At 60.4% G+C, this 21,150-nt stretch carries 16 protein-coding genes and 2 pseudogenes; 8 read left to right on the top strand and 10 right to left on the bottom strand.

Annotation, left to right across the window (positions count from 1 at the left end):
• Positions 1-213: 213 nt before the first annotated feature.
• The gene (locus tag ABIB90_RS38145) at positions 214-618 is read right to left on the bottom strand and encodes an alpha/beta fold hydrolase (RefSeq protein WP_354202588.1); all 405 of its coding nucleotides are present in this window, start codon (positions 616-618) and stop codon (positions 214-216) included.
• Between the two features lie 247 nt (positions 619-865).
• Here ABIB90_RS38145 and ABIB90_RS38140 point away from each other — a divergent pair, with 247 nt between their 5' ends.
• Positions 866-1,462: a phasin family protein gene (locus ABIB90_RS38140; RefSeq protein WP_354171681.1), complete on the top strand. Its 597-nt coding sequence runs from the start codon at positions 866-868 to the stop codon at positions 1,460-1,462.
• A gap of 913 nt (positions 1,463-2,375) precedes the next feature.
• Positions 2,376-2,854, top strand: a pseudogene (locus tag ABIB90_RS38135) (response regulator transcription factor).
• Between the two features lie 123 nt (positions 2,855-2,977).
• Here ABIB90_RS38135 and ABIB90_RS38130 read toward each other — a convergent pair.
• Both ABIB90_RS38130 and ABIB90_RS38125 read right to left on the bottom strand, forming a co-directional pair.
• Positions 2,978-3,742: an outer membrane protein gene (locus ABIB90_RS38130; protein ID WP_354202586.1), complete on the bottom strand. Its 765-nt coding sequence runs from the start codon at positions 3,740-3,742 to the stop codon at positions 2,978-2,980.
• Positions 3,743-4,695: 953 nt separating this feature from the next.
• Positions 4,696-4,887, bottom strand: coding sequence for a hypothetical protein (locus ABIB90_RS38125; protein WP_007601712.1), 192 nt, complete (start codon positions 4,885-4,887; stop codon positions 4,696-4,698).
• A 527-nt stretch (positions 4,888-5,414) separates the two neighbouring features.
• Between ABIB90_RS38125 and ABIB90_RS38120 the strand changes: the two genes are divergently transcribed.
• The 3 genes from ABIB90_RS38120 (at position 5,415) to ABIB90_RS38110 (ending at position 7,857) form a co-directional block, all read left to right on the top strand.
• Entirely contained in the window at positions 5,415-5,564 is a 150-nt protein-coding gene (locus tag ABIB90_RS38120) for a hypothetical protein (protein WP_219685529.1), read from the top strand.
• A 1,424-nt stretch (positions 5,565-6,988) separates the two neighbouring features.
• Positions 6,989-7,270 carry a hypothetical protein gene (locus ABIB90_RS38115; RefSeq protein ID WP_354171677.1) on the top strand — a complete coding sequence of 94 codons (282 nt, stop codon included), beginning with the start codon at positions 6,989-6,991 and terminating at the stop codon, positions 7,268-7,270.
• 386 nt (positions 7,271-7,656) lie between these two features.
• On the top strand, positions 7,657-7,857 hold the full coding sequence (locus tag ABIB90_RS38110; RefSeq protein ID WP_007601715.1) for a cold-shock protein: 201 nt from the start codon (positions 7,657-7,659) through the stop codon (positions 7,855-7,857).
• A gap of 104 nt (positions 7,858-7,961) precedes the next feature.
• Here the strand turns inward: ABIB90_RS38110 and ABIB90_RS38105 are convergent, their stop codons facing one another.
• Together ABIB90_RS38105 and ABIB90_RS38100 are read right to left on the bottom strand one after the other, a co-directional pair.
• Positions 7,962-8,174: a hypothetical protein gene (locus tag ABIB90_RS38105; protein WP_009859263.1), complete on the bottom strand. Its 213-nt coding sequence runs from the start codon at positions 8,172-8,174 to the stop codon at positions 7,962-7,964.
• A 34-nt stretch (positions 8,175-8,208) separates the two neighbouring features.
• Positions 8,209-8,379: a hypothetical protein gene (locus ABIB90_RS38100; RefSeq protein WP_354202585.1), complete on the bottom strand. Its 171-nt coding sequence runs from the start codon at positions 8,377-8,379 to the stop codon at positions 8,209-8,211.
• 1,370 nt (positions 8,380-9,749) lie between these two features.
• Between ABIB90_RS38100 and ABIB90_RS38095 the strand changes: the two are divergent.
• Positions 9,750-9,986: pseudogene (locus ABIB90_RS38095) on the top strand (DDE-type integrase/transposase/recombinase); the annotation flags it as partial.
• A gap of 468 nt (positions 9,987-10,454) precedes the next feature.
• Here ABIB90_RS38095 and ABIB90_RS38090 read toward each other — a convergent pair.
• Together ABIB90_RS38090 and ABIB90_RS38085 are read right to left on the bottom strand one after the other, a co-directional pair.
• On the bottom strand, positions 10,455-10,712 hold the full coding sequence (locus ABIB90_RS38090) for a hypothetical protein (RefSeq protein ID WP_007601718.1): 258 nt from the start codon (positions 10,710-10,712) through the stop codon (positions 10,455-10,457).
• 736 nt (positions 10,713-11,448) lie between these two features.
• Positions 11,449-13,938, bottom strand: a complete 2,490-nt coding sequence (locus tag ABIB90_RS38085) for a bifunctional diguanylate cyclase/phosphodiesterase (protein ID WP_354202584.1) — start codon at positions 13,936-13,938, stop codon at positions 11,449-11,451.
• A gap of 371 nt (positions 13,939-14,309) precedes the next feature.
• On the opposite strand from ABIB90_RS38085, the gene ABIB90_RS38080 reads away from it, so the two are divergent.
• Complete coding sequence (locus tag ABIB90_RS38080; RefSeq protein ID WP_354171668.1) at positions 14,310-15,113, top strand: PstS family phosphate ABC transporter substrate-binding protein; 804 nt, start codon at positions 14,310-14,312, stop codon at positions 15,111-15,113.
• Between the two features lie 30 nt (positions 15,114-15,143).
• Here ABIB90_RS38080 and ABIB90_RS38075 read toward each other — a convergent pair whose 3' ends face one another.
• Entirely contained in the window at positions 15,144-16,154 is a 1,011-nt protein-coding gene (locus tag ABIB90_RS38075; protein WP_354202583.1) for a 2Fe-2S iron-sulfur cluster-binding protein, read from the bottom strand.
• A gap of 147 nt (positions 16,155-16,301) precedes the next feature.
• Positions 16,302-18,044, bottom strand: coding sequence for an ethylbenzene dehydrogenase-related protein (locus tag ABIB90_RS38070; RefSeq protein WP_502918257.1), 1,743 nt, complete (start codon positions 18,042-18,044; stop codon positions 16,302-16,304).
• Positions 18,045-19,577: 1,533 nt separating this feature from the next.
• On the opposite strand from ABIB90_RS38070, the gene ABIB90_RS38065 reads away from it, so the two are divergent.
• A complete protein-coding gene (locus ABIB90_RS38065) occupies positions 19,578-19,913 on the top strand; it encodes a hypothetical protein (protein WP_354202580.1) in 336 nt (111 codons plus the stop codon).
• Between the two features lie 124 nt (positions 19,914-20,037).
• Here ABIB90_RS38065 and ftsZ read toward each other — a convergent pair.
• A partial coding sequence (gene ftsZ / locus ABIB90_RS38060) for a cell division protein FtsZ (RefSeq protein WP_354202579.1) occupies positions 20,038-21,150 on the bottom strand: 1,113 nt, incomplete at its 5' end.

Here is a 21,150-nt window from a genome sequence, read left to right as displayed (position 1 = left end):
GCGAAAATTTTGCGAATGGTCTCGGGCAAGATGGCCCACGAAATGATCGGTGCGACAGTGTAACTCACCAAGTCGCCCAACACCGGTACGGCCGAACCCGACATCAGCCATACGTCCCATCGCACGGTCGGGAAGTAGTACCCGGACGCAAGCACAAGTGCCCCGGATGGGACAATCCTTTCGCAGGCTGAGAGCGATCGCGACAAGAGCGCCTCAGGAATGGCCCAGCACCACAGGATCGCGAACCCCGAGTTGATTTAGCGCCTTCGCCAGCAAAGCCGCTTGAGCTGCTGCGGTCCAGACTCGGAGCCGCGGCCGTTGACTATGCCCGAAGCCTGGACGGTCGAAGCAGACCACATGATTGCCTTGCGCAAGAAGGTCGACAAGCCCGTTAGTCGTGAAATCCTGGATCATGGATCTGTTGCCATGGAACAGCACGACGCAAGGAGCCGCAGGATCACCCCGCTCGATATAGTGGAGACGCACACCCGCGCATTCGAGGAACTTGCCGACTGGCGGATTCTTCCACTCCGCCGGTTTGGAGAAGCCGACGGTACCGATGGCGAGAAGTACGAACAGCGAAGCCGCGATGAGCAATACGGTTTCCGCAGTAGTCATGACTGAGCCTTGATGACGCGGGTTCGGCAACATCGTGAAGCCGAGCGGTGCCGGACCTATGAAGCCAATTCACAAAATAATTGGAAGTTGAAGCGCTCGTTCCTGCGCGTGATCCCGGAGCATGATTAAAGTTGCCTCGCCCCGGAACGGGCAAAAAGCGAGCACGTTTGCTTGCCTAGGATCGCACTTGTGACGGACACGCACAGGACCCGATCTCACCAACAATAACATCGATGGAGCAACAAAAATGGCCAATGCACGCCCGGAGGAAAAGCCTACTCAAAATGCTGAAGAGACAATCCGACGCGCTGGCGAAAGGAGCACTGAGCAAACCAGACGGATCGGATTAGCCGCGGCTGAGGCCGGCGAGGAGGTGGCTCAAGCTAGCAGCCATTTGCTGCAACAAAATGCCGAGATGCTGAAAAACACTTGGCGTCTTGGCGTCGACATGGCCACGGCGCTGTTGGGTCGCTCCACTGACCAGCTTGGCCGAACACTCGGTGTGACAGGTGACGAAGCGCAGCGGGCAACGGAACGCTCCGCCCGCAACGCCGAAGCCATCATGTACTCTGCCACAGCTGTCGCAAAAGGCGTGAATGGTGTCTCACGCGAGTACTTCGATTTCGTGCGACAGCAGATGGAACTGAGCATGGACCGCATGAATGAACTCTGGCGCTGCCGAACTCCTCACGATCTCGCAGTCGTGCACACCGATCTAGTGCGCGACACGATCAGTAGCGCCTTAGATACTAGCCGTCGGATTGCCGACATGTCCCTCAAGGTGGCTGACGACGCCGGAAACCATATAAGTCAGACCGTCGAACGCATGAAGCGTGCTGCCTAGCTGGAGCTGCCGCTTCGGTGGCGCGAGCGGCCGAGCCGCTCGCGCCTTGCAGAGAACCTGCCAATGGCAACGATACTGACATTTCAAAATGGCGCTGTTTTCATAAGAACAAAAACACGTAGACGAGGTTAGAGAGCAAACCCGCGAGGTGAGATCATGCGCCGATCAGATATGGCTTCCATCCTGCTCCTGGTCTTTGGTTTGGTGCCCCTGGCTGCCTCTGCTCAGCAAACAGCACCAGATCCCAACGAAGTCCCGGCCCAAGTCCGGCCGGAGCGACCATCACCACAGTCAGGCCAAGGCCAAACGCAAACGGCTCCCGTCCAGCCAGAGCGGACACCGCAGCAATCAGATCAAGCGCGCGACTCAGACCGTCAGAGCGCCGAGGACACACGGGTCAACCGAGATTGGACGGCCCGGCGGCAGCGTAGCGAGGATCGAATGGATATGGACCGTATGCGTCAGCGACAGATGGGCCGTATGATGGAGCAAGATGAGGATCATCGAACCACCGGCCGAAGCTGGCGTCGCAACGATGACGATATGGACCGCGGTTCTAGATATGGGTCAGCGGACCGCAGCGAAGGCCGCTACTATAACGAAGTGCGGCCTCATGCTCGCGTCAAGACCTGCATTGAATATGAAAACGGCGACGAGTTCTGCCGGTACCGAGATTGAGGCGGTACTTGGAACCTGCCGCGTGCTGCGTCGGCGTTGCCCATACGGTCCGGTGTGATCTCCTCGGCATCTTGCGGCGCAACTTGAAGCTCGGCACAAGTGTAATTCAGCACACACCTGTCGTTCGCCGCACGATCATGGTGCGGGAGCACGTCCAGGGAGGTGCCGGCGACCGGATCCGCTGGATCGTCTGCTCCGGTTCGCCGTGATGGCCGTGTCGGCCATAAGACGGTTAATTTTTCCTGTCGCCGATTTTGGCGAGTTGAACCGCCCTGCCAGAAATCGCGGTCCAGAGCTGCAACAGCAATTGAAGGCACTTAACTTCGCGCTACCAATCGTCTTCCTCACTGGCTACGAAGATATTCCCACCACCGTGCGGGCCATAAAAGCGGGTGGCGATGACTTCCTCACCAAGCCGGTTACACCGGAGCAGTTGCTCGGCGCCATTGAACAGGCAGTGGCCCGCCACGCAATTATGCTTAACGCGCGACGCGGGCTGCAACAGATGCAGGCGCTGCTTGCGACACTGACTGCGCGTGAACGGCAGGTATTCGAGCTTGTCGTGCGCGGAAGACTCAACAAGCAGATCGCGTCTGAATTGGGAGCGACGGAGCGGACAATCAAGGCACATCGTCATGAGTGACGGAGAAGATGAAAGTGCGGTCTCTGGCAGAGCTGGTCACGATAGCTCAGCGGCTCGGATTGCTTGCTTAACGAATGTGGCCGCGATGAACGTGCTCTTCCAACTTAAACACCGCAAGGTAGCAAAGGCCAAGAAAATCATAACCACAAAAAAGCCCCGGCGTGCCGGGGCTTTGGTTTGCGAAGATGGGGGGATCAGTATCTGGCCGCGACCGGTGCGCCGTATCCACCGAAGCGGTAGTTCAACCGAAGCGTGACCATATCCACATCTTGGCTGACGCCGCTGCCGGTGAGGACAAACCCTCCGGGAGTGACTACGCCTGCGAAGCCGGCATTATCACGCCCCATCCAGAGATGGTCGTATTCGATACCGAACGACCAGTTGGGCGTGAAGCCGTACTCCCAGCCCACGCCGAGGGCGCCGCCCCAGCGCGTGTGGCCAGCCGATGCCAGGCCGACCCCGGTGACGTTGTTGAATATATCGAACCGATTGCGCGTCACGGCGCCGCCGCCCTTCACGTAAAACAGCGAGGCATTCCACGCCCAGCCGAGCTGCGCCGTGAAGAGCCCGATGGCGTCAATCTTACCGGTTGTCGAAATCAGCGGGTCGATCAGACTGACGCGCGTGTTCTTGATTTCGGCCCAATCTCCTTGCGCTTCCAAACCGAGCACAAATTGATTGGTTTGCCAGCGGTACCCGATCTGTCCGCCAGCGAGGCCGCCGGAGCGATCCGCGCAACCACCTGCGACTGTCCCTGCGGGCGTCACGAAATCCACACAACCGTGGCTTTGCCCCCAACCGCCGTTGGCGCCGATGTAGAAACCGGTCCAATCATAGATCGGCGCGACCACCGGGGGCGGGGCCTTGACGTAAGGCTTAGCCGCCAGATCAGCCGCTGATGCGGGTGCCGCCATGCTCACGGCCAGCAAAGCCATGCCACTCAACCAAATCTTCTTCATTCTTTTTGCTCCATCCACGTTTCAGCCCAAACGACGCCGGTTCTTTTGCTGTCCGGCATTCCAGTCTTAAGCTAGCTGATTCAATCAGCAGGCGGTGTGCCTAGGCTGCAACAGCCGGGAAAATTCGGCAATACGCGCGCTTTAGTTGTGTCAGGTCTATTGACCGACCAAGTTAAGGAGATCCAAGTCTTCGAGGGTGCGCCCGCGGTGTGGCCAGTTGGCCCAAATGCGAAGTGCACGATCTCCCCTGGTCGGATCTATCGGGGGAAAAGCGGACGTTGCACAGAATCCGCGGCCGGGCTTACTGCGCTAGAAATCCGAATGCGACAACCAGTGCCACCATGCTTCCGAAAATTAGCAGTGCCGGGAGAGATTTTCGGGTCATTGGCCTCGTCGTATGGCGCGCAGCCGATTGACCGGGTTGAGGTCCAAGCGGTCTCTGGGACCGCACGAGTTTGCCCTCTGTCGTAGGCGTTCGAGCCTTTGGTTCCGGAGCCGCGCCTACGCGTCCCATCTCGCTGTAATAAGCGCTGTAGACCTCGCGAACGGCTAGAGCGGTGGACTCGGCCTCGCTCATTGTCTCGAGCCGAGTTTGATAATTTGTCGGAAAGCTTTGGGCGCTGGACGGCAGGTCGTCCACTCCTCCACATTCAAACGACTATCGCATTGAAGCTTCGTTCTAATTCTGGCTCGATAGTGAGTGCGCTACCGCCTACCTACGGTGCCAACCTACGGGTCATCGAAAAAACCGCCAAGACGCGCAGCATGGTGTGACAATAACGCATTTTTCTTATCGGCCTGCGACCGCGAATACCTGGAGCGATGTTGGTTCAATGCCAGCATTGGGCGAAGCTGGAGGCCGGAACGCTGGAGAGCGATGGGGTGTGAAAATGAAAGCTGCCCCGCCTCAATTGGCGTAGTTGCAATGTACCGAACAACGCTCGTCGGGCGGATCAGGCTGTATGTCGAAGAGAACTTACATAATGCTTGAAGAAGTGATCAAGCTTCACTGGTTCGCCGGTATCTCGCCAGAACAGTTTTTTACCGAGGCTGGCCGCCACCGCGAGGCGGTGGTGGCCGCCGATTAAAGTATGATCATCCGATGCTATGGCGATGACTTCGCCGTCTTCGTCCATGATTTTCATGTGCCGCCTCCAATTCAGCGCCCCGGTCAGCGCCGCCGCGATGGTGCGCAATGTATCTAACCTCTTGCGCGCTCTGGGCGTTCCAACCCATGAAGATCACAGCGGCGGCCATCTGCGGCTTTTGACGCCGGCCCTTATGCACGAGTGAACGCAGCCAGTGCGCCAGCCACTTCGCAACCCACGCCGGTGCGGCGCGCGGATGATGCGTCGGCTGGGAACAGTGTCAGGCGTAATCGCTTGGCAGTCATCAGTCCTTTCAACTCTTGCGAGCTACGATCACCGAGCTGGACGTTTTCGGCAGGGAGACTGCGACTGTAACCGACAACAATGCCGACCTTTCGAGGGAGTTTGCCACTCTTCGAAAGCATGGCGACCGCAGCAAGGCCCTGGCGGGGGTGCAGCAATGAGCGAGGTTGTCCAATTCCCCGGAGCCCAGCTGCCTGCCGCCGGGTATTCCGAAGAGCATATCGAAACTCCACTCGCTGGCGTTCCGTGATTTGGAAGGACGGATTTCCGACTGCGAGAGCATGGCCCAGATCGCCGCGCAACTGATTTGCAAGCACGCCAGCGGTTACGGCAAGCTCGTCTTTGCGGTGTGCAACACGGGACGAATGCTGAAGGCGCTCATGGCCGACTACTATGCCGCTTGGCACAACGAAAAGCCGATCGAGCCATGAAGCGCCGGCAGCGAATGAAGAAGCGCGACCGGCAGCGGCTGAGGACGCATCGCCGAAAGGGGAGGCGGTAACCCGGCGTCAACGAGTAGCGCGGTACGATCGATCATCGCGGACTGGTGACGAGTACCGCGGTACGCATGGGCATTGAGAACCCGTCGGCTACCGGAGCCGGCGGGTTTTTCATGTGTCAGATGTTCTTCAGAGCGGCCGCGGCAATCCATGGGTAACGCTCGGTCCAATCCGTGCCGTGCGCGATAGCAGCCGCACGCGTTTGTCCGCAGATACGTCCTGCTCTCTTGCGAGGTAGCAAAGGATGGGGAACGGCGGATGCGCTCGCTCCAAGGCACGCTGGCGATTTCAAAGCGTTCGGTCATTATTAAAAAAATAAATAATCGGGAAACAAATTAAATGTTGAAAAATATTTAAAATAGAATTAATTTGAGGGTGCCTGGCGCCGGACGAACGCGTCTGGCTACCGAGAAACGGCTCCCGCATCCCGCCCCTGCTTACGCCATGAGATGTGAGGGGCCGTTTCTTGGCCGATGCTGAGGCGGATCATGCTACGCATGGCTGACTTGTTTCTCGTCTTATGACAGCAGCGGTGTTACTGGTTGAAATCGCAATTTTTATTGTTCTCGTGATGATTTAACTGACGCGAGAAACTGAAAGTAGATGAGAAGCGGCACGCGATCGCGCATGATCGTCTCAGTCAGCTCGCCGCCCGTCGTACGGTCGGCGGGTTTTTATGTTGTGGAAGTGGAAAAATGACCCGCCGGTCACACCAGCCTTTTCGTCATTGCTCACGAGCTTGGGCCGCATGCCCGCCAGTTTCATGTAAGCAAGCCGTCGCCAGATCAGGTTCACAAGGGCTGTGAGTGCATTTAGCCGCTCGAGGCGGACTTCAGCGCGGGTGCAAAGCGTTCGGAGAATGTTGCGGCCTTGCCATCCCGGGCTGCAGAAAGGGCCGCCGAGATAATCGTTGAACACCCCACGAATGCGATCGGCAGTAAGGCCGCACCGAAAATAGTTTCCGCATATTACCCTCCTCGAGAGGAGGTCAATGCCGTTCAGTTTTGGAGGGCGTTGTTTCAGCGTCCTTCCGTGTGAGGCTCGAAACGGTTTCGTGCACGCGGTCGTGACGCAAGCTGGAGTTACGGCGGCAGGACCTGCGTTGTGCGCCGCGCAACAACATATGCTCCGAAAAGACCGATGGCGGAGAGACGGCCCCGGCTTCAGGGTTGGCTCTTGAGGTACGCCGGGGCCGCACCGCCAGCTTGGGCGAGCTAGCGAGACAGCAACGGCGCCGTGAGGACACGGGTTCCTCGCCGCGCAGGTCAGGCGAGGTTTAATTGGCACAATGTAATCCGCCGCGCTTTATTTTCGTTTCTACCCTGCGGCAAGCCACAATGCCTCTGACACTGCGGATGATCGGCCTGGATGATTACACGGTTCACGAGGACCGGCAGCTAGTCGGGCGCATCCGCTACGCCAACGAACGCTCCCCGGGGTTCTGGTTGTGGACGTGCATCGTGACGCTTCCCGGTCCGCCGTTCGGGGAAGCTGGCTCGCTCGATGAAGCGAAGGGGCGATTCATGGTCGCATGGGAGAATTTCAAGGCGAAGCATACGGCGGAAGAGTTGGGGAAGGCCTTCGCTGAGATGAACCGCGCCAACCGACAAGACCATTATCTGCGCTCAGTGCGTTAGCGCGTCGCATTTGATTGCAACAAAATTCGCCGGTTCACACTGACGGCCATTTCCAAGCCGACGAGTTCGTCCCGACTGTGTACGCGCCCAGCAGTGAGATTGCCCCGGCTTCAAGGGGGACTTTTGGGTGGCCGGAGCCGCTCCGCCAGCTCCGCGGGGAGCCGGCAAGATTCTCAAGCTCCCTATTGAGGTGTTCGTTCCCTGCTGGTCCATCGTTGGAAATTCACGGGAGGCGCCGGTTCACGTTGGCTGCCTTCCTCATGTGGGCAACCTGACGCCTGTCCCAGTATAAGCGGTCATTTTTAAACTAAGTCCTAAGTTGGCGGGCTTTTCGTTTTTATCAGCTTCTGTCATGTTGCCACGGTCATTTTTCAGGAGAGACGCGCGTGGCAACAGGTATTGTGAAGTGGTTCAACGCGACCAAAGGCTATGGCTTCATTCAGCCCGACGACGGCGGGAAGGACGTCTTTGTCCACATATCAGCAGTGGAGAAGGCTGGCTTCAGTGGTTTGGCAGAAGGTGCAAAGGTGAGCTACGAGATCGTGAGCGATCGGGGCAAGCAGTCCGCAGGTAATCTGAGACTGTAGGCGTGGCTGGGACAGGGCCCGCCGGTTCGCGCCGGCGGGCCGGGCGCGTTGATCACGTGTATCGAAATTGAGTACACGCTTTGGTCCTGCGATCTTCGGCGCTTTCACCGCTCCAGTTCCTTGATGGCGTCCTTTAGCAGTTCGAGAAGCCGGATTTCACATGCCCCCATGACGAACTGATCGGCGTCGTCAGGCACGACAATCTGCCCCTGCACGTGTCCATCATGGGAGTGGATGATGAAGTCTCGGGCCTTGCACGCTTCGTTGCGGACGTTCGTTATCGCCTCAAGCGGACCCCATTCAATTCTGACAGCCATTGCTAACCCTCGCTCTTGGGGGAACGCGCGTGAGCTACTGCGGGTCATGAGAGTTGAGGAGCGGCAAAGCCGGCAGATCGATCGGCTCGCCTGGAGGTCGATCAACTCTGTTCGCTTTCTTTCCGCTGACGAGGACACCAATATAGCCGGCGCCCAGCAGCAGGGCCCCTGCGATCATCAGCCAGTGCGGGAATGCCAAGGACATGGTCGCTGGCCTCAAAAAGCGCTCACGGGCGCCGGTAGGACAAACCTATTCAACCATTTCGTGATTGAAGAAGTCAAATATTTAATATATGCATTAACTATTTAATTGTGAAATATTAAGAGCGCGGGGTGCACGATGCCCTCGATAGAGTCTATGCACTTCAGCAGCACAGGGCCTTCCGACCAGCACCCCTATGATCGCGAGCCGGGCGCGCCTCCTGCGTGGCGTCCTTCGGCAAGAGGGCCAATCGACGCCGAGCCCGAGGCCGCAAATGACACCGCGGGCGAATGGCCTCTGCTACCGTTTCCTGATGGCTCGTGCGCCACCTGCTGAGCTGCGACGCGGCGTCTCCACGCGCCATCGGAGTGAGGGCCCCGGCTTGAGGGAGTTTGGGTACGCCGGGGCCGCTCCGCCAGCTTGGGCGAGCTAGCGCGAATTAAATATCCGCGCGCCTTTCTGTTCCTTCAAAGCGTCAACCCGTGGCTCACGTCTCTGCCGGCTGTGTGCAATGGCGCGAAAGGGCTTCGCCTTGCAATTGTGCCGATCGTCTGGTGTAATGCTCAGATTGTCGAGATGTTTTTGCGGTCTTATTATTTTGAGGTCGTGATGAGTATTTCTGATCGTATCCCCTATGCCGCTATCGCCTTGCATCAACGTGTCGCCTTTCTAGAACATCAGATTGCAGAATTGGGCGTGTTGCGACACCGATTAATGCAAGCTGAGTTGCGACGCTACCGGTTAAGGTCGAGCCGGCGAGCTTCCGAAAAATCGCACACTCGCCGTCACGGTAGATAACCTTCTGCGCTCAACCGACAAAGAGTTGCCGGCTCCCGCTTGTAAGCCCAGGCTATGGGAACACGTGAGTCGGGGGATTCATGGAACGGAAGCCGTTTGAGAGCATGTCGGTTGAAGAGCTGTGGCAACTCCACACAGTCGTTAATGACATTCTTGCCGTGAGGCTCGTGGCCAAGAAGCAAGAGCTGGAGCGACGGCTTGGCCTGCTCAGCCGAGAAGACAAGACTCCTCGTAGCTAAGCATTGAGAGAGAGATATAAGGAAGGTGCCCCTCAGTTGCGCCTTTCTGCCGGCGGATTCTTTTTTGCCGACGGATGAAGAGGCAAAAGATCGAGCAGAGAAATTCTAGATGCTCATCGGCCCGTCTCAGCAGCCCGATTTATTGTGATATGGCAGCCAACATCAGAGCGGCTTTGAGGCGAATTTCGTCCCGTGTAGCCCGCCAGGAAGGCTGCACCGAAGGTCTCGCCTTCGCCCTACTCCGCAGGAGAGGTGACGCCCTGCGCTATGAGCGGCGGCAACCGGCCGCAACCTTCGCTGTGGATCCAATGACGACAGATGCAGTCGGCTCACTGAGAGGACGCGCCCAATCAGCTGTGGCAGATGGAGTTCAAGGGCCACATGCCCCTTGCCAGCGGGAGGCGTTGTCATCCACTGACCATGGTCGACGATCACTCGCGCTATGCTGTGTGTCTGAAGGCATGCGTCAACGAGCAGCGTTCCGCCGTGCGGGGACATCTGACCGATACCTTTCGCCGCAACGGCCTGCCGGAGACCTTCTACATCGACAATGGCTCCCCCTGGGGCGATACGTCCGGTGTTCGCTGCAGAGCGGGCTCGCTGTCGTTCAAACCGGCATTGGTCAGGCCGCCCCCGATATAGCTTGTCGCGTCGCACGGATGCGCATGCACGATGGGCCGGCGGTCGGCGGCAGTGCCGACGCTCGGTCCTCGTGCTGCGGATTCAGGTGCGGATCTCCTAGGCACGGGGCCGACTATCTGCGGGACGGCGCGTGAGACGGCCCCGGCTTCAGGGGGCTTTTGGGTCGGCCGGGGCCGCTCCGCCAGCTCAGGGCGGCGAGCCAGCAAATCTTCAAGCAACATCCCGTGCGGGGGCTTCTAAGGAGCGCGGTGCAACCCAAATTCCTAGCAGTCGTCGTCCAGGCATGACATGATGATCCATATTTGCGTTTCGGAGGGAAAGCCCGATGCGCCTTGTTTTGCCTTATCTCGGGATTTGTCTTTGCGCGTCACTCGCGGCGTGGTTGTCCTTCACGCTGCTCTATTGACCGAGCAAATCATCGCCAGGTGTCAGCAGCCGCACGTAGGTACCGCTCTCGTGCAGGTCGAGCCAGCCGCGTTCGACGGCATACTTGATGCCGGCACCGAACTCTGTGCCGCTTCTCTTGAGCATGTAGAGGAAAGGAGCCGCTTCTATTTTTTTTAGGAGCAATCCCATCTCTCGCGCCATCCGCTTCACCGATCCGGTATGCCGCCCGAGGACTGCCGCAATTTCCGACGCGGCGCGCCGACGTGCCATCGCGGCAAGCCTCTTTCGCTCTCGGTCCACTGCTTTGGCTTGGATGATTTCATTTCGAGATCATCCGGCTGGCTCGACGAAATCGATATTGGGAAATTTCCGGGTGGCAACCCTTGACGGCTTGGTGCAGGCCGGAGTCTGATCACCGGCATGGGGCGACATCAGCACGACATCAACGATCTCGCGCGCATGGAGCGCATCTGCCTGGATTTGGCGGAGGAGAGCAGGGTGCCCGGAGAGGCCGGCGCATTGCGCGAGATGGCGGAAAACTACGGTCGAGAGGCTGCGAAACTGATCGTGGCTAGGACCGTAGATTGCCCGCGACGGGAACGAAAAAAACGAGCGATTTCAGCAAGGTTGACAAGACACCCCTGGTCCCGAACGCGCCGAGGCGTCCAGCGCTTTGCCGACAACCTCAGGGTTGCTGCAGGGGTAATTTTGTCGGCACTGATAAGCTTTGGGCGCAAAGCTTATCAGTTGGAGACACTACGCTAAGCCGATGCGTCAAGGCGGCAGTTACGGTGACGATCACCTCGCGGCCGGCAACTCCTGCGTAAGCTAGCTGAATATCGCGCTGAGCGCTCTAGCGCGGATCGATGTCGGGCTTCGTAGGCGGATCGGAGGTTGTCGCGACCGACTTGGAAGTTCGTCGTGCGGGGACTTTACTCCAGCCGGTCGCGTGAACGCAACGCGGCACCTCGTGAGCGGGCCGTTTGGGCCGGCATCGTCGGACGCCTCAGCGGATCATGGTCTTCCGCTCCGCTCCGTCTCGCCTGGGTACCACTTCGAACGCCGAAGCCAAACGGCGCGGCTGGAGCAGGACAGCGAACTCTTCGAGCGGTAAGGGCCGAGAAAAAAGATAACCTTGCGCCATGGTCGCGCCGTTTTCGGCCGCGAACTGAAGGTCTTCGGCCGTTTCAACGCCTTCGACGACCGTTTCGAACCCCAATTCGTCCGCAAGTCCGAGCGCCAGACGAAGGATCGTCTGCTTTTCGCGGTCGTCGGCGACACCCGTTACGAGCGTACGATCGAGCTTCACGGCGTCGAAGGGGAGCCTCGCCATCGTCGAAAGATTCGAATAGCCGGCTCCGAAATCGTCCATTGCGAACCGTATGCCCAATTGCCTGAGCAGACTTATTCTCTCGCGCACGACGTCAGGATTGCGCATCGCGACCGACTCTGTGATCTCGATCTCGAGCTTTGGCGGCGGGAAGTCGGCCTCGCGAACGGCCGTGATGATATCCCTGATGAACAGCGGGTCTTCGATTTCCGTCGCTGCGACATTTACGGCGAGCACGAGATTCGAGCCGGCTCGGATCAAGCCCCCGATTTCGGCGAGCGCGCGCCTCAGCACGAAGCGGTCGATCTCCATGATGAGGCCGATCTCTTCCGCGATCTTGATGAAGCGCGCAGGAGGAATGTCGCCCTCCTTCGGGTGATGCCAGCGCGCCAGCGCCTCCACCCCTAGGATGCGTCCATCCCTGCAGGACACCTTGGGCTGGTAATGGACGACGAGCTCTTCATTGCGGATCGCCAAAGCGAGGTCGGTTTCGAGCGCATGGCGCGCACGCGCGATCTCTGCGAGATCCGGAGTGAAGAACGCGCAGGTATTGCGTCCCGAACTCTTCGCGACGTACATCGCAAGGTCGGCACGGATCAGGAGATCGTCATAGGTTGTGCCGTGGGTAGGACAGATCGCAATGCCGATGCTGACGCCGATGGTCGCATGGTTGCTCTGGAGCTTGAAGGAAACCTGCAGCGTCTCGATCATCTCGCGGGCACTGAGGCTCGCGGCTGCGACCGTCTTCATACCAGCGATGATGGCGACGAACTCGTCGCCCCCGACCCGGGCGAGCAGACATTTGCCGGCAGCGCCTTTGGACGTCAGCAAATTGCTCAAGCGCTCGGCCACCATCCTGAGCAGTTCGTCGCCAGCCTTGTGCCCGAAAGTGTCGTTGATGGATTTGAAGCCATCCAGGTCGAGGAAGAACAGCGCTGCGCCCTCTTCCGCGTCGATGAGCGCCGGCGCATCGATGCGCATCTTCTCCCGATTGGGAATGCGGCTCACCGTGTCGTAGAAAGCGAGCTGACGAATTCTTCGCGTGCTGGCCCGCAAATGCGTCAGCATTTGCTCGAATGCGAGGCCAAGGCCGCGGACCTCGCCGAGGCCCGTTGCGCGGAATTGAACGTCGAGATTGCCACCCGCGATTTCCTGGGCGGTCTTGGCGAGCGCTGAAAGTCCTTTCGTGAGGTGCCTCACGGCGGCCAATAGCGCGACGACCAAGGCACCGAGCGCCAGCGCCGCGGATGCCAGGAACTGCCACATCAGCGAACGCGTGTGGGATGCGCCGATCTGGAACATCTGATCGCGTGTCGTCGTCACCAGCGATGCGCTCGCAAACGTGCACACCTTGAGCGTCGCCTCGTAATCGACACAGCGCGCGACGTAGTTGCCGTCATCCGAGCGCTGCAGCCCGGCCAAACGCGTCCTGGCGCCGCTGAATCTCACCCCTTGAGGCCCCGCGGAAGACACGATCTCGCTGTCACCCGTGATAATGACCACGCCGGCATTGGCCAGCGAAGTGAAGTTCTCGAGAGTCCGTTCCGTGCGGCCGAGCGGTCGGATCGCGGCAAGCGCGCCGACGAGGTCGCCGAAGTCGTCAAACACGGGCTCGATCGCGGTGTGCGCGATGGTCTGGCGCTGCGGCAGGCCGAGCGCCGACAACTCACCCAATTTGAGCTCATAAGTGCCTTCCTCACCCCGCGGATGCGAGCGGCTATTGTCCTTGAGGATCGGGTTGAGATTGATAGAGAGAGCGGTACCTTCGAACGCCCGGTTCAGCGCGAGTAGGTCGAGGGACGTGTTGGCGCCGATCACGCGACCGCTTCCGTCGAAGGCGATCAGCCTTTCGAAGCCGGAGGTCGAAGCAACGATGCTGAGCAGCTCGCGGATGGTCACATCGTTGTTCGAGGCGACGGCCTTGGCGACATCGGCGCGCTGAGCGATCTGACGCAGGCGAGATGCGGTTTCTGCGCCTAGCGCCTCGATTCGCGCTCGCGCCAACTGCGCCTCGCCGTCGAGGCGATGAGCGAGCTGGTCTTCCGAGAGTTCACCCAGTGCCGCAGCCTGGTGCCTCAGTTGCTGCTGCAGGCGTAGCGCCGTCGAGCCACCGATGAGGCCGAGCCCGAGGACGCCGGTCGCGAGCACGACGGCAACAAGGCGCATGGCGATAGACGAGGGGAAGCTCGGAATTCCGGACGCAACAGCCCGACGACGCCAGCGGGGTGGCGCCCTCGATGCCTTTTCCGAATCCGTATCAATCGCCGCCACCGCCAGCACCCTGAACTTGCGGGGCCGGTCAATGTCGCTCGCTGAGGCCCCTGAGCGTGTTCCAGGGCGACATTAGGCGAGCGAAGCATTCAATATCGTCTATTTACCGGCTATTTGTGGGTGAGTAATTAACAATCGGTTTTTCGAAACCATCAAATTTTGCGCTTCTGTCCGCCACAGTTGATTCCGAATGGACGGCGTTGCGACAACAGATGGTTTAGGTTTCTTTGCCAGATTGCGCACCTCGTGGTTCGAAGGGGTCTGCCATGGCATTTTCGAGGATAACGGCGGCAATTCTGGGCCTCTGCCTTGCGGGGGTGAATGCCGCTGGCGCCGAAACACCCAGGCTCGACATCGTCGGGACTGGAGATGGCATCGATGTCCTGCGCGTCATCGCGATGAGCTTCATGCAGCAGGAAGGATCGGCACGGATCGAGGTCCCGCCGAGCATCGGTTCTGGCGGAGGCATCGCGGCCGTGGGGTCCGGCAAGGCGATCTTGGGGCGCGTCGCACGCCGGCTGACCGACGCCGAAGCGGCTTCCGGCATCGTCTACAAGGCGATCGCCCGCCTGCCATCGGCTTTCATCGTCCATCCCGCCTGTGGGGTGAGTGCCGTTACAAGCGATCAGCTCGCTGCGATCTATTCGGGCCGCCTCGCGAATTGGAAGGAGCTGGGCGGCGCCGATTTGCGCATCCGCGTCGTGCGGCGCGAGGACCAGGACAGCACTCTCACCGTACTGCGGGCCAGCATGCCCGGCTGGCATGATCTCGAGATCACCGAGAAATCGAAGACGGCGACCACCACACAGGAAGCGATCGAGACGGTTCGCGATGTTCAAGGCGCGATCGGCTTCGGCCCGTTCTCGCGGCCGTTGGAACAAGGGCTCACAGTGCTTCGCGTGGATGGTCACTACCCGACCGACGCGGACTATCCCTCGAGCGTGGTGCTGGCGCTGATCTATTTGAGGACGTTGCAGGATCCGGACGCCTTGGCCTTTCTACGCTTTGCCGATACGCAGAAGGCGGCCGACCTCATCACCAGCCTCGGTAGTCTACCCGTCAAGCCGTGAGCCGCCGGCGCTGCTGAGCTCCGCGTCGGCTCACAGATCGGGGCGATGAGGCTGCTCCCGGCTTCGCCATAGACGGGTGACCTTGTCCATCAGCGATGAGGTTTGCGAGCTCGGCAGGAAGGGATCGGCGTAGCATTGCGCATTGGCCGAGCGCGCCTTGTTCTTCACGGTATCGACGAGACCAACGGGGCCGGCGACGTAGACCGTATCCTCCAGCCCGAGCAAGGGGAGGTAGTGCGACGGGCGCCCGGGCCTGATCGGCAGGGTGGATCCGATCTCCGTCGTCGCAATGACGTCGCGGACACCGTCGTCGATCAGCCACTGCAACGAGGGAAGCATATAGAGGTTATCGGCATCCCGGCTGCCGGCGACGACCACCATCTCGCGGTTGCGCTGGGTCGAGCGCGCCGAGCGGGCCAGCGCCCAGATCGGGGCCCAGCCTGCTCCGCCGGCGACCAGCACGAGCGGCCCCTGGCCCTGTCGCAGATAGGCTTGTCCGAACGGGCCTTGCACATGCGCCGCATGGCCGGGCCTGATGGCCTTGCCGAACTGCCCCGACACGGTGCCGTCAGGCTGGCGCCGGATGTGGAAGACGAGTTCGGCTTGCTTGAAGGAACCATCGAGTCTGAAGGTCGGGCTGAACTCGCGCGCAGGATAGCCGGAAAACTTGACGCGCACATATTGGCCCGGCCGAAACTCGAGGGGCGCTGAGGTCGTCAGCACGACTTCGGCGATCTCTGGCGAGAGCTCGTTGATCTCGGTCACGGCGCACGCCCGCTTCATCGGCAGCGGCAATTCTTCGAATTCGATCTCTGCATCGCCAGCGACCGCGGCCTGGCAGGCGAGCACAGTACGGCCGTGGCCCGAGCCGCCGTCATCGACCGAACCCGACACTACCGTCACCCGGCAGCTCTGGCATTGTCCCGATCTGCAGTCGTGCGGAATCAGGATCGAGCCGCCGAGCGCCGCATCGATCAGGCTTTCGCCGGAGCGGGCTTCGACGAGCTTGCCGTTGAGGACGAGCCGACAATGCCTCGTCATCGCGAGGCCTCCGGGCGCCGCGAATTTCCGCGAGCAGACCGCTGCTCGCCGCGCCAGAATGCGATGCGAGGATGAGGGCGAAACCATGCTTCAGCGCAGTGACGCCGTGGTGCCCTCCGGTCGAGCTCGCGGCCGCCCGTGAGGTGGCTATTTCTCCGTGACGACAAGCACCGGGCGGTTATGGGTCGCATGCCGCGTCTGTGCATGGTCGAAAACAGCGACCCACATGTAGAGATCGCGGGCTGGCACGAAGGCCTTGTCATATCTGCCATCGCTTTTCATGTTGCGCGTCAGCTCGAGCGTCCAATGTCCGTTGCTCCATTTTGAAACGCCGGTGACATTGGCCCGCTCTCCTTCGGTGTCGCCGGCAATAATCACGCCAGGCAAGATCGTGCCAACGGGAATCCTCGCGTCGGCCTCTGGAGCGTAGGGTTCGCTCTCCCGGTCGAACATGTACCAGCGGCCGTTTTCGTCGTCGCTGCTGTCGGGATTGAGATCGAATTTGCCGAGCGCTGCGACCTGCGCCGTCCAGTCCTTGGGAAGCCGCAGAACCGTCACGGGCCCCTTGTCGTCCCTGTGGATGAACTTGAAATTATACGAATAAAGAGAGCGACCTGGCTTGTTCCAATAGCCGCCTTGGTAGCGGGCATCATAATTTTGCTCGTCCAGGGTCGGGGCGTAGGGCGGGCCGATATATTGGCTATCGACACGGCCGAGCATGCCCCCGCGCGACGCCTTCCACTGCCACATGTCTATGTAGCTGCCATCCGTCGTGAAGTGGAAGCCCCGGCCGTTGATCGGCATCGGTTTGCCGGGCAGCGGGTTGGCGCCGAGATCCGTCGCGCCTGCGCCGCCGAGCGATGGGTTATCCGAGAAAATGATCGCCAGTTTGTCCTCGTAGAAGTCGACGGCGTCTTGCAGGCCCGCACGCTCGTCGAGGACGTGCCAGCCGTCCTCTTTCTTGATGATCGGAATGCGGCGCAGGGAGCGGGTGGGATCTTCCCAGCGGAAGGCGAAATAGATCTTCTGCCCGTCGTGCAGAGCGCGCACCTCCACGAGCGATTCGCCCGATCCGCTGAGATTGGCACCCTGCTGGGCGCGGATGAAGACCGGGCGCGCGCGCGACCAGGCGGGATCGCCCATGGCGCCATCCAGCTTGGGCGCGTCGCTCACACGCGCGATGACGAGCGTATCGCGCGTCGCCCAGTCGAGCCCGGCGACGCCGCACGCGATTGCCACCCCGATTGCCGCGGCAACGAGAAGAGGCCGCGGCCGCACGGCCTTCGTGATCGCGAGCGGGGTGGGCCGAAACACGCGGAAAATCTGCAGCCACCCGCCATAGAGATAATGCGCGGCGACATGCGCGAAGATATAGACGAGCGAGACGAAGGCGGCGGTCGAGTGGAGATAAGCCCACCAGCCGCCATAGCCGAGATACATCATGACGCCCGTCGCCGTGAGGAAGATCACGAGCGCATAGACGAACCAGTGCAGGATGACGTTGACGGCTCCCCATTTGAGGCGAGCCGGAGCGCGCATCGCGAGAATCCGCGTCTTCTTGGGGCTGTTGCGCTCGACGAGGCCGCTGCGCGCGAGGTAGGCGACGTAGGCCGACCCGCAGAAGAAGACGGCGAGTCCGGCGAGCAAATGCCAGGAGAGGATCTCGCCCTGCGGCAGGACGGGAGCGAGCCATTTCGAGAAGGGGGCGTGCAGCGCGTCCGCTGCGATGCGTAGGCCGGTAACGAGGCTGACGACGAACGCGAGGGCGGTCGCCCAATGGAGCGTTATCGTCCCGACATCCGTGCGTGGCGGGCCTTCGTGAGGCTTTGTTTGAGCGAGGCTTCTCTCGGTCAAGGCGTCCGCGTCCGTTCGAGCGGTGTCATTTTTCATTGCGTAAAGCTTACCCTGGTCAACCGGCAGAGCCACAGCGTCCGCTTCTCGCTCTCCCGGAAAAGCGGACAGCTGCGAATAAACTACCTCCGCGATATCATAAGCAAGTTGTCAAGTCTGGCGAGATCGCTCTTTTGGCGACAATTCGTCGCCAGTTGGCCGTCCTCTGGACATTCGAGAAGGCGCGAGCATCGCGAGGCCCGTGGGATTTCTCGCGGGCAGTTTTGCTCCCCTTTGCCGAGTGAGCACCTCTAGGCCGGCTCGCTTATCCCACTCCTTGCCTGCCTGCACGGCAGCGCGATATCGCTTGCGCGCCGCCTTGTATTCCTTCTCCACGGTCTGCGCGTCATCGCCCGCGCCGCCAGAAGCCGCTCGTGCATTGCTTCGATCTCGCTCCCGCCGATGGCCGAGTAGTTCCGCCAGGCGATCAACGCGGCAGGCCTATAACCATGGATGTCGGATGCCGCCAGCGTCCCGAAGGGGCGAGTGGTTAGGGAACTAAACTTGCCTTTCACCTCGGTCGGGCAGCAGAGGCAAACCCAATTCGCGAGCTCGTCGCCTAACTGATGCGATGTGACGTCCAATTTCTCGCGCCATCGCTGGCACTCTTTCCTTACGTTGCGCGAGTTCGATCAGCAGCTTGGTCTCTTCCTCAGTCCATTTGCGGGGTTTTGCGGGCTCCATTGCTGTTCCTGCTCCACGAATCGAAACCGGCATCAGTCTGTGACTGCGATTCTGGCCCGATGAAGGCGATCACGTTCGCCGTCGTCCGGCCTGCACCTTGGTACAATGATGTTCTCCGGCCAGTCGCCCTGTGGCTCACCCGGCATATTTGACGCGCGTCAGCAGGCCGGCGGTTAACCCTGTTGGCAAACACCCCGTACGCGATAGGCGATCCGCCGCCACGTTGCCTCATGTTGGATCGATGAATTTTCACCGGCACTATTTCAAGGTGGAGAAGCATCATGCTGAGAATGGTGTTGTTGGGTCTCCTCATCCTATTGGGTGTTGGATTTCTGTGTCGATGGAGCTCAGAAATCCCGCGCGAAGTACAGTAGCGGTCGTCCGGCCCCCTGCCCAAACGACCGCAGGCATTTCCGATTCACGTGGTGCGCTGGCGAAAGCTGATCGACTAGAAATTGCTGCTGCGAGCAGCGAAACTCCAGCTCAGCCATCGCTAGTCGAGGAACACATTTCTCCGTGGAAGGCATGGGTATCGATTCTTCGGAACCCCCCAAGGTGATCGACCACCATCGGCACCATCCCAGATTAAAGAAGGTTACCGCTGTCATTCCTAAGTCGAAGTCAAAGGAAGCCGAAATCAAGCGAACTACCATTTCCGAGAGTTCAAAGGCTGTCGGCGACACTCAGCCCTGTCGGCTAAGGGCGTTTGGTGGTTTGCGTAGGGCTTTGAACTCAAGCGACTGCGATATCTGAATAGGAATCTGTGCGATGGCACTCGCGTCGGTCCCTATGCGGCCAACGCGGGCAAAGATACACCGAGCCGCTCAAAGTACATTTTCACCAGTGAGCTTGAACGATCCTCGGCCAGGTAAGCGGAAGGGCACGCCGATCGCCATCAAGAAACATCGCAAGCGCGACCTTGCTGACGACCCAGACGCCACCTCCGACACGCCGACCCAGCCCATGCTGCACACACCAATTGCGCAGCGTGCTCCCGGATTTGCCCGCTCGGGCGGCCGCCTCCTTAAGGCTGATCCCCTGCCGTGTCATCTCCCGTTCGACAAGGCTGACCTGAGCCTCGACCCCGTGAGCGCGGCGAACGCGATCGACCAAGCCTACAGGCGCAAGACGACGCTGCTGGGCGCGCGGTTTTGTCTGCCACTTTTCAGCGCGCGAGTGATTTGATTCAAGCCGCAGAAGCTGACGCAATATTTTCTGTCGCTCAACAGTGACCGCGGCTTGATGGATCCCGGGCTCGCGACTTCGTCGCGCCCCGGCATGACGACCGTAACTCCCGTCCTGCGACCGTTCAGTTGGCGGCGCGGCGCAGGAAGGCCGGGATATCGAGAATAGCTTCATCGGGCGTATTGGGCGCAGCTGTGCGGCCGTAAGGATCGAGCAGCCGGTCGGCGACGTGGCGCGCATATTCCGGAGCCGCCCTTGCCGGTTGCCCTACGGGCTGTTGCGCTTCGAAGCGGAGCGGCGGGCTTTCCGCTTGCGGAAGGGGTGCACTGCGCTCGATGCGGCGGCCGTCGTTGCGCAGCCTGCCCGCGAGCTGGGCGATGGCGGTTTCCACCGGTTGCGCCCGAGACTCCGGGTCGAGATTATCGATTCCGGTCGCCACCACTGAGACGCGGACGATACCGTCGAGGCTATCGTCAAACGACGCGCCGACGATGATGTTGGCGTCCGGGTCGGCCTCGTCGCGAATGCGGGTCGCAGCTTCGTCGACTTCGTACAGCATGAGATCTTTGCCGCCGGTGATGGAGATGATGAGGCCGCTGGCGCGCTTGATCGAGGGATTCTCGATCAATGGATTGGAAATCGCGGCCACAGCAGCTGCAAGCACGCGCTTCTCGCCGGAGGCCTCGCCCCGTCCCATCATGGCCTTGCCCTTCTCCTTCATGACGGAGAGGACGTCGGCAAAATCGAGATTGATTAGGCCTTCCTTGACGATCAGGTCGCTGATGCAGGCCACGCCGGAATAAAGCACCTGGTCGGCAAGGGCAAAGGCATCGGCGAACGTGGTCTTCTCGCTGGCCACCCGGAACAGGTTCTGGTTCGGGATGATCAGCAGGGTGTCGACCGTCTTCAGCAACTCCTCGATGCCGGCTTCGGCAAAGCGCATGCGGCGCTTTCCCTCGAAGTAGAATGGCTTGGTGACCACGCCGATCGTGAGAATGCCGAGCTCGCGCGCGATCCTGGCGACGATGGGGGCAGCGCCGGTGCCGGTGCCGCCACCCATGCCAGCCGTCACGAACACCATGTGTGCGCCAGTCAATTGATCCCGGATCGTATCGATCGCCTCTTCGGCTGCGGCGCGTCCTAATTCCGGCTGCGAGCCGGCGCCGAGGCCTGCGGTCACCTTTGTGCCGAGCTGGATGAGGTGCCTCGCCTTCGACATGGCCAGCGCCTGCGCGTC

Origin of the sequence: Bradyrhizobium sp. JR4.1 (assembly GCF_040548605.1) — a bacterium.
Classification (GTDB): domain Bacteria; phylum Pseudomonadota; class Alphaproteobacteria; order Rhizobiales; family Xanthobacteraceae; genus Bradyrhizobium; species Bradyrhizobium canariense.
Note: the sequence above shows the minus strand (reverse complement) of the source record. Positions and strands in the feature narration are given on the sequence as shown.

What these genes read in the sequence shown, in the direction of transcription:
- ABIB90_RS38145 (WP_354202588.1), bottom strand. Translation starts at nt 618, where the DNA reads ATGACTACTGCGGAAACCGTATTGCTCATCGCGGCTTCGCTGTTCGTA.
- ABIB90_RS38140 (WP_354171681.1), top strand. Translation starts at nt 866, where the DNA reads ATGGCCAATGCACGCCCGGAGGAAAAGCCTACTCAAAATGCTGAAGAG.
- ABIB90_RS38130 (WP_354202586.1), bottom strand. Translation starts at nt 3,742, where the DNA reads ATGAAGAAGATTTGGTTGAGTGGCATGGCTTTGCTGGCCGTGAGCATG.
- ABIB90_RS38125 (WP_007601712.1), bottom strand. Translation starts at nt 4,887, where the DNA reads ATGAAAATCATGGACGAAGACGGCGAAGTCATCGCCATAGCATCGGAT.
- ABIB90_RS38120 (WP_219685529.1), top strand. Translation starts at nt 5,415, where the DNA reads ATGGCCCAGATCGCCGCGCAACTGATTTGCAAGCACGCCAGCGGTTAC.
- ABIB90_RS38115 (WP_354171677.1), top strand. Translation starts at nt 6,989, where the DNA reads ATGATCGGCCTGGATGATTACACGGTTCACGAGGACCGGCAGCTAGTC.
- ABIB90_RS38105 (WP_009859263.1), bottom strand. Translation starts at nt 8,174, where the DNA reads ATGGCTGTCAGAATTGAATGGGGTCCGCTTGAGGCGATAACGAACGTC.
- ABIB90_RS38100 (WP_354202585.1), bottom strand. Translation starts at nt 8,379, where the DNA reads ATGTCCTTGGCATTCCCGCACTGGCTGATGATCGCAGGGGCCCTGCTG.
- ABIB90_RS38090 (WP_007601718.1), bottom strand. Translation starts at nt 10,712, where the DNA reads ATGGCACGTCGGCGCGCCGCGTCGGAAATTGCGGCAGTCCTCGGGCGG.
- ABIB90_RS38085 (WP_354202584.1), bottom strand. Translation starts at nt 13,938, where the DNA reads ATGCGCCTTGTTGCCGTCGTGCTCGCGACCGGCGTCCTCGGGCTCGGC.
- ABIB90_RS38080 (WP_354171668.1), top strand. Translation starts at nt 14,310, where the DNA reads ATGGCATTTTCGAGGATAACGGCGGCAATTCTGGGCCTCTGCCTTGCG.
- ABIB90_RS38075 (WP_354202583.1), bottom strand. Translation starts at nt 16,154, where the DNA reads ATGACGAGGCATTGTCGGCTCGTCCTCAACGGCAAGCTCGTCGAAGCC.
- ABIB90_RS38070 (WP_502918257.1), bottom strand. Translation starts at nt 18,044, where the DNA reads ATGAAAAATGACACCGCTCGAACGGACGCGGACGCCTTGACCGAGAGA.